We start from the raw sequence: 6944 nt of genomic DNA on the forward strand, positions 1-6944 counted from the left end.
CGTATTTTATAAGGCGGAATACCTTGTAGATACATTGTGACAGCTTCAATTTGTACTTCTTTTGAAAACATAGTAAAACCCCGTAAGTTTTGGAAATTACTCCAACTTACGGGGTTCAGTTCAGGAAAAATAAATTTCCCAACCTTTTTTGTGTTTAAAATACAAATGTGTTTCGAAGCGATTTTTGTCGCGCTCATAAACGCGCTTCAAAAGTCTGAAGCCTTAATGTAACGACAATTGTGCAATTCCGTCTCTCCGCTTTGCTACGAGCCAAAATAACACAATCATCGTTACAACCGGCTTCAAAACAACTTTTGTCACGCTCTTACTTTGGTTGGTGTTGTGATGCGTAGAAGGCAGCGATGACCCCGTGTGCAACGCCAACATTAATCGAACGGACACTCCCGTATTGTGGAATATAAACCATGGCATCGGCAGCAGCGATTAAGTCATCAGCCAAGCCTAATTTTTCTTCACCAAATAAGAAAGCAGATTTAGCTGGAAATTGCATGTCATATAATGACTGAGGGTCATAACCAGGCGTGTTATCCACAGCATAGATCGTGTAACCAGCTTCATGTAGTTGTGCAAAGATCGTTGGATAGTCAGTAATACGGTGATGTTCAATGTGTTCATAGTTTTGTGTGCCTAATGAACCACGGCGGTCCCATTTTTTGATGCCTTCGGTTGCATCAGGAATTGCGGGGTTTTCTGGATTCAAAAAAATTAATTTGCGCATACCAAAGGCATTACTATTACGAACGGCTGATGCCTTGTTAAAATCATGGCTGAGGTTTTGCATGATGGAAATCATTTCACCACGATGCATATCTAATGATGCACGAATCTCATCATCCGTCTTACCCTTATAAAAGTCGGTGACGTTTCGATAATCAGCCGAACGCGTTAAATCAATATCTGACATAGTAGTCTCCTTATTATAAGTTGGGGCAAAAGAAAACGGTCCAACCTTTTCTGTGCTAAAAATATATTAATTATAGGTCTGTGATTTTAATAGCATAAACGCGTTCCAAAAGTCTGAAGCCTCAATGTAACATCATTTGCACCATTCCTGTCCTGCGCTTCGCTACGGCCAAAAATAGTGCAAATGACGTTACACACCGGCTTCAAAACAACTTTTGTCTCGCTCTCATTAAACGATAAAATAATAGTTTAATTCTAGCCGGGGGCGTGCGACGTGTCAAACAAGTTAGTGACTGATAAAATATGATGAAATTGAACAATTCAAAGCATATTGACTATTAATTTGGTATGATTAAAGGTATTGAGAAAATAAGAAGGAGGCGCGAACATGACGCCAATTATATCGTTGTCGCATGTGACTTACGCATATCCAAACAGTGACGTCCCTGCCTTACGTGACTTGTCATTAACAATCAACAAGGGCGAATGGGTCGCAATTATCGGTCATAATGGATCCGGTAAATCAACTTTTGCAAAATTATTAAATTATCTATTAGCACCTGATGAGGGTGAAATCACCGTCAATGATGTCGTTGCCACTGAAGAAAATATGTGGACAATTCGTGACATGGTTGGAATGGTTTTCCAAAATCCTGATAACCAGTTTGTTGGTGCCACGGTTGCGGATGATGTAGCCTTCGGAATGGAAAATCGCGGTGTCCCACGAGATGAGATGATTACGCGCGTGGATGCAGCGCTAGAAGAAGTACAAATGATGCCGTTCGCTGATCGTGAGCCAGCGCGTCTATCAGGTGGCCAAAAGCAACGCGTGGCTATCGCATCGGTATTAGCCTTGCAACCTAAGATCCTGATTTTAGACGAAGCAACCGCTATGTTAGACCCAACTGGTCGCCGCGAAATGATTGCCTTGGTACATGAATTGAAAGCTCACATGGGGGATGACTTAACGGTTATTTCGATTACCCATGATATCGATGAAGCCGCCAGCGCTGATCGCGTTATGGTGATCAATGATGGTGAACTTGTTGAGACCGGGTTACCAGCAGAAGTTTTTGCGAATGCGGATCAATTACGTCGCTTTGGGTTAGCAGTGCCATTTGCTGAGCAATTGAAGGAACAATTACGACTACGGGGCATTGAAGTCCCTAATGAATATTTGACTACGGAAGGGCTGGTGACATGGTTATGGCAATCAATTTCGACCAAGTAGGGTTTACGTATCAACCCAATACGCCGTTTGCTACACCGGGTTTACATGATGTGTCATTTGAAATTCCTGAAGGTAAATTCACTGCTGTGATTGGGCATACAGGTTCTGGTAAATCAACGATGGTCCAGCACCTTGATGGGCTGGTTTTGCCAACGACTGGTAAAGTGACGATGGGTAATCAAGTGGTGACTGCTGAAACGAAATTAAAAGAACTCAACGAAATGCGTGCGCACATTGGCCTGGTTTTTCAGTTCCCTGAGGCACAACTCTTTGAACAAACCGTTCTAAAAGATGTCATGTTTGGTCCTAAAAACTTTGGCGCTTCAGAAGAGGATGCGCAAGCAGCGGCTGAAGCGGCCTTAAAAAAGGTTGCTATTTCACCTGACTTGTATGAACGTTCACCATTTGAATTGTCGGGTGGTCAAATGCGACGTGTCGCAATTGCGGGTGTTATTGCTATGGCACCCGATTTATTGATTTTGGATGAACCAACAGCTGGTCTTGATCCACAAGGCCAACGTGAATTAATGACCTTGTTTACTGATTTGCAGAAAGAACGCCAAATCACGGTGGTATTGATTACACACCAAATGGAGTACGTTGCCCAATATGCAGATCATGTCGTGGTATTTGAACATGGGACAGTGGTTAAGTCAGGTGCACCAGCGACGATTTTTGCGGATGAGGAATGGCTGCATGAGAAGCAATTAGACGTGCCAGCAGCAAAGCAATTTGCGGACGCTTTAGCTGAAAAGGGGATTCAACTACATAATGTGTTAGATATTGATCAATTGGCTGATCAATTAGCTGCCCGTTTAAATGGGGAGGTGGATCATGTTTAGTAATATGATTATTGGGCGGTATATGCCTGGTGATTCGTGGATTCATCGTTTAGATGCTCGCACAAAATTAGTCTTAAGTATTGCCTTCATCTTTGTGGTTTTCTTTGCGAATAACGTGATTGGTTACGCATTAGCGGGTGCTTTCACGTTGTTAGCCATTATGATGACTGGTCTCGGTGTCGGCGTATTTTTACGTGGTTTACGTCCATTAGTGTTATTGATGTTGATCACAACCCTATTGCAGCTATTCTTTGTGCAAACTGGGGATGTCTTGGTCCATTGGGCCTTTATTAAAATTACCACGGATGGGGTTATTAATAGTGTGATTGTGTTTGTTCGCTTTATGTTGATTATCATGTTCTCAACGATTTTAACGTTGACCACACAACCATTAGCCGTTGCTGATGGGATGGAGAGTTTATTAAAGCCATTTAAGAAGTTCGGCTTGCCTGTTTCTGAATTGGCTTTGATGTTGTCGATTGCGTTGCGTTTTGTGCCAACATTAATGGATGAAGCCCAAAGTATTATGAACGCCCAACGAGCACGTGGTGTGCGCTTTAATGAAGGTAGTTTAATGGCGCGTATCAAGTCATTTGTGCCATTATTGATTCCATTATTTGTGAATGCCATTAAACGAGCCATTGAGTTGGGGGATGCGATGGAAGCACGTGGTTACCGTGGTGGTGATCAACGGACTAAGTATCGTGTCTTAACTTGGCATACGCGAGACACAATCGCAATTATTGGATTTGTTATCTTCACGGTTGCCTTGATTGCAACGCGTTGGATAATGTAGAAAGGATTTAAAACATGCCACGTTATAAAGCAACCATTGCTTATGATGGGACTGATTTTTTTGGCTGGCAAGTACAACCGAATAAACGAACGGTGCAAGCCGAAATGGAATTAGTGGTCAACAAAATGGCGAAGAACCCAGCGGAGCATATTCGCGTACAAGGTTCTGGTCGTACCGACGCCCGTGTTCACGCTAAGGGACAAGTCGCTCATTTTGATTTGCCATTTGATATTCCAGCTGATGCAGTTCGTAAGGGCTTATCAACGATGCTGCCCTATGATATTGGGATTAAAAAGGTAGAGAAGGTTAGTGATGACTTTCATGCGCAATTTAATGCCCACGATAAAACCTATTTTTATCGCTTTTCAACTAGTGAATATATTGACCCCTTTAAGCGTAATTATACGGGGCATTGGCACCGGCGCTTAAATCCAGAATTAATGCAACAAGCAATCGGTGATTATGTTGGTGAACATGACTGGTTGAGTTTTGTGGCTTCTGGTTATCAACAAAAAACAACTGTGCGGACGGTCTATTCTGCGAAAATGTGGTATAAGCCAGAAGAAGAAGAGATTTGGTTTGAATTCTCTGGTAATGGCTTTTTGTATAACCAAATTCGCATCATGGTTGGGGTCCTATTAGAAATCGGTAATGGTGTGCGACCAGTCGATGATATCAAGCGTTTATTTGAAGTCAAAGACCGACAACAAGCGCAATTTACGGCACCGGCACAAGGATTATATTTAATGGATGTTAAATATTAAAAAATTAAGCAGTTACCAAGGACATTTCATTGACTATTCCCTTAAAACAGGATAATATAGAACTCGGTATTGTTTACCAACCACAAATGGGAATGTCCTGGTACGACTTTTTAATTATTGGTAAAGTAAACAAACAGAAAACTGGAGGAAATTTTCCATGCGTACAACTTATATGGCAAAGCCAGGTGAGATCGATCGCAAGTGGTACGTCGTTGATGCAACTGATATTGCATTGGGACGTTTGTCAACTGTCGTAGCATCTATCTTACGTGGTAAGAACAAGCCAACTTACACACCAAACATTGATACTGGTGATAACGTTATCGTTATCAATGCTGGTAAAGTCGCTTTGACTGGTAAGAAGGCTTCTAACAAGATTTATTACCACCACTCAAATCACCCAGGTGGTTTGAAGATGCGTCAAGCAGGTGACTTGCGCGAGAAGAACCCACAACGTTTGATCGAACTTTCAGTTCAAGGTATGTTGCCAAAGGGTACTCTTGGTCACCAACAAGCTTTGAAGCTACACGTGTTTGCTGGTTCAGAGCACACACACGCAGCTCAAAACCCTGAAGTGTTGGATATCACCAACCTTATTTAATTTAACGAAAGGAGAATAGTTTAATCATGGCTCAAGTACAATACTCTGGAACTGGCCGTCGTAAGAACTCTGTTGCCCGCGTACGTTTGGTACCTGGTAACGGTGCAATCACGATCAATGGTCTTTCATCAGAACAATACATTCCTTTCGCTAATTTGCGTGAGGTTATGGTGCAACCCTTCAACGTTACAGAAACTCTAGGAAACTACGATGTTTTGGTAAACGTTGATGGTGGTGGTTTCTCAGGTCAAGCTGGTGCAATTCGTCACGGTATCGCCCGTGCCCTATTGACTGTTGATCCTGACTTCCGCGCTTCATTGAAGAAGGCCGGTCTACTTACTCGTGACCCTCGTAAGAAGGAACGTAAGAAGCCAGGTCTTAAGAAAGCTCGTAAGGCTTCACAATTCTCAAAGCGTTAATATTTGCTATTACACTTTGTGGGATTGTCAAAGATCCGAATACAAAAATGACTCCCAAGTTGGTCTATCCAACTTGGGAGTTTTTTTGTGTCTAAATTTTTAGCGCTATATTGGCAATTTGATAAACATGTTACCATGAACCATAAGAGGATAATGCAATTGATTTTTGGGGAGGAATATATGACATATTATTGGATTGATAATGTCAGAATAGAAAATAGTTATACTTATGATAATGATTGGGTTAACGGTTCAAAAACTGATTTAGTTGCGGTTCATGTTGTTGCAGGTAAAATTGCAGCAATTATCTCACAAGATGAATTTGTTAAAAACAATATGCAAGCAACGTACTCGGGGGATGGCTTGTTGATGTTGCCAAGTTTGACAGACAAACATGTTCATTTAGATAAATTAAAGATCGGTGAACCATGGACGCCAATTAGACCTGTGAAAAATATTGTGGAACGTTTTGAACAAGAAATTCCAGATATCAATCACCTATCTTCTAGTATGCAAGAACGTGCTGAAAAGTTGGTCGACCTGGAAAAGCAACATGGTGTCACAACAATTAGATCACATGTTGATATTGAACCAATGACTGATTTACGACACTTCGAAGTGATTAAGAAAGTGGCGGAGAACAGTGACATAAAAATAGAAATTGTTGCGTTTCCACAACACGGACTGCTACGTAGTCAGTCGTATAATTTAGTCGCAGAGGCCCTACAATCAGGCGCTGATTTCATTGGTGGGGTCGATCCATATGGGCTAGATCAGGATTATAAAAAATCATTGGGACAGACTTTTAAATTGGCTGATAAATATCATGCAGGGGTTGATACTCACGTGCATGACCGTAATGAGGCCGGTACCAAAACCATCAAGGAAATTATTCGACTTACTGAACATTATCATTTACAGGATAAGGTGTTTATTAGTCATGCCTTTGGTTTGAATGATTTTGTGGGCGAAGAGCGACAATCTGTTTTTGATCAACTAGCTGCATTGCAAATTCATATCGTGACGAGTGTGCCATTAGATGCAGGGACGATTCCGCCTATTATGGAGTTGATTCATGCAGGTGTTCAGGTTCATGTCGGTAACGATAACGTTAATGATAGCTGGTCACCTTATGGAACTGGTTCAGTTCAAGATAAACTTGCCCGGTTAGGTGAAATATTCTCGGTAGATGATCAAGTTGGATTAACCCAGTTATTAGGATTAGTTACTGATGGTAAAGTGGATGTAAGCTGATTCCTGAGACAACTTTTAAGAGAGCGTATAATGAATAAATCGCCTCTCAAAAGGAAGGAATTTTTACATGCCAACTCGTTACGACAAAGAATTCAAACAAAACATCATCAACC

The 6944-nt window shown here is 41.6% G+C and carries 9 protein-coding genes; 7 read left to right on the forward strand and 2 right to left on the reverse strand.

The genetic code is table 11. The features are described 5' to 3' along the window. Positions 1-197 (reverse strand): hypothetical protein (locus tag NGR58_RS09630; RefSeq protein ID WP_258089292.1); only part of this gene is annotated, 197 nt, incomplete at its 3' end. 128 nt (positions 198-325) lie between these two features. Then, positions 326-925 carry a TrmH family RNA methyltransferase gene (locus tag NGR58_RS09635; RefSeq protein ID WP_258089293.1) on the reverse strand — a complete coding sequence of 200 codons (600 nt, stop codon included), beginning with the start codon at positions 923-925 and terminating at the stop codon, positions 326-328. Between the two features lie 387 nt (positions 926-1312). On the opposite strand from NGR58_RS09635, the gene NGR58_RS09640 reads away from it, so the two are divergent. From NGR58_RS09640 to NGR58_RS09670, 7 genes are all read left to right on the forward strand, one after another. Continuing rightward, the gene (locus tag NGR58_RS09640) at positions 1313-2155 is read left to right on the forward strand and encodes an energy-coupling factor ABC transporter ATP-binding protein (protein ID WP_258089294.1); all 843 of its coding nucleotides are present in this window, start codon (positions 1313-1315) and stop codon (positions 2153-2155) included. Continuing rightward, a complete protein-coding gene (locus NGR58_RS09645) occupies positions 2131-2997 on the forward strand; it encodes an energy-coupling factor transporter ATPase (protein ID WP_258089295.1) in 867 nt (288 codons plus the stop codon). The genes NGR58_RS09640 and NGR58_RS09645 overlap by 25 nt, the downstream gene beginning before the upstream one ends. Then, on the forward strand, positions 2990-3793 hold the full coding sequence (locus NGR58_RS09650) for an energy-coupling factor transporter transmembrane component T family protein (RefSeq protein WP_258089296.1): 804 nt from the start codon (positions 2990-2992) through the stop codon (positions 3791-3793). The genes NGR58_RS09645 and NGR58_RS09650 overlap by 8 nt, the downstream gene beginning before the upstream one ends. A gap of 14 nt (positions 3794-3807) precedes the next feature. After that, positions 3808-4557 carry a tRNA pseudouridine(38-40) synthase TruA gene (gene truA / locus NGR58_RS09655; RefSeq protein WP_075270261.1) on the forward strand — a complete coding sequence of 250 codons (750 nt, stop codon included), beginning with the start codon at positions 3808-3810 and terminating at the stop codon, positions 4555-4557. 157 nt (positions 4558-4714) lie between these two features. Continuing rightward, the gene (gene rplM / locus NGR58_RS09660; protein ID WP_075270260.1) at positions 4715-5158 is read left to right on the forward strand and encodes a 50S ribosomal protein L13; all 444 of its coding nucleotides are present in this window, start codon (positions 4715-4717) and stop codon (positions 5156-5158) included. 26 nt (positions 5159-5184) lie between these two features. Beyond that, the gene (rpsI, locus tag NGR58_RS09665; protein WP_075270259.1) at positions 5185-5577 is read left to right on the forward strand and encodes a 30S ribosomal protein S9; all 393 of its coding nucleotides are present in this window, start codon (positions 5185-5187) and stop codon (positions 5575-5577) included. Positions 5578-5757: 180 nt separating this feature from the next. After that, positions 5758-6831 carry an amidohydrolase family protein gene (locus NGR58_RS09670; RefSeq protein WP_258089297.1) on the forward strand — a complete coding sequence of 358 codons (1074 nt, stop codon included), beginning with the start codon at positions 5758-5760 and terminating at the stop codon, positions 6829-6831. The last annotated feature ends 113 nt before the right edge of the window (positions 6832-6944 follow it).

Origin of the sequence: Weissella fangxianensis (assembly GCF_024718545.1) — a bacterium.
GTDB lineage: Bacteria > Bacillota > Bacilli > Lactobacillales > Lactobacillaceae > Weissella > Weissella fangxianensis.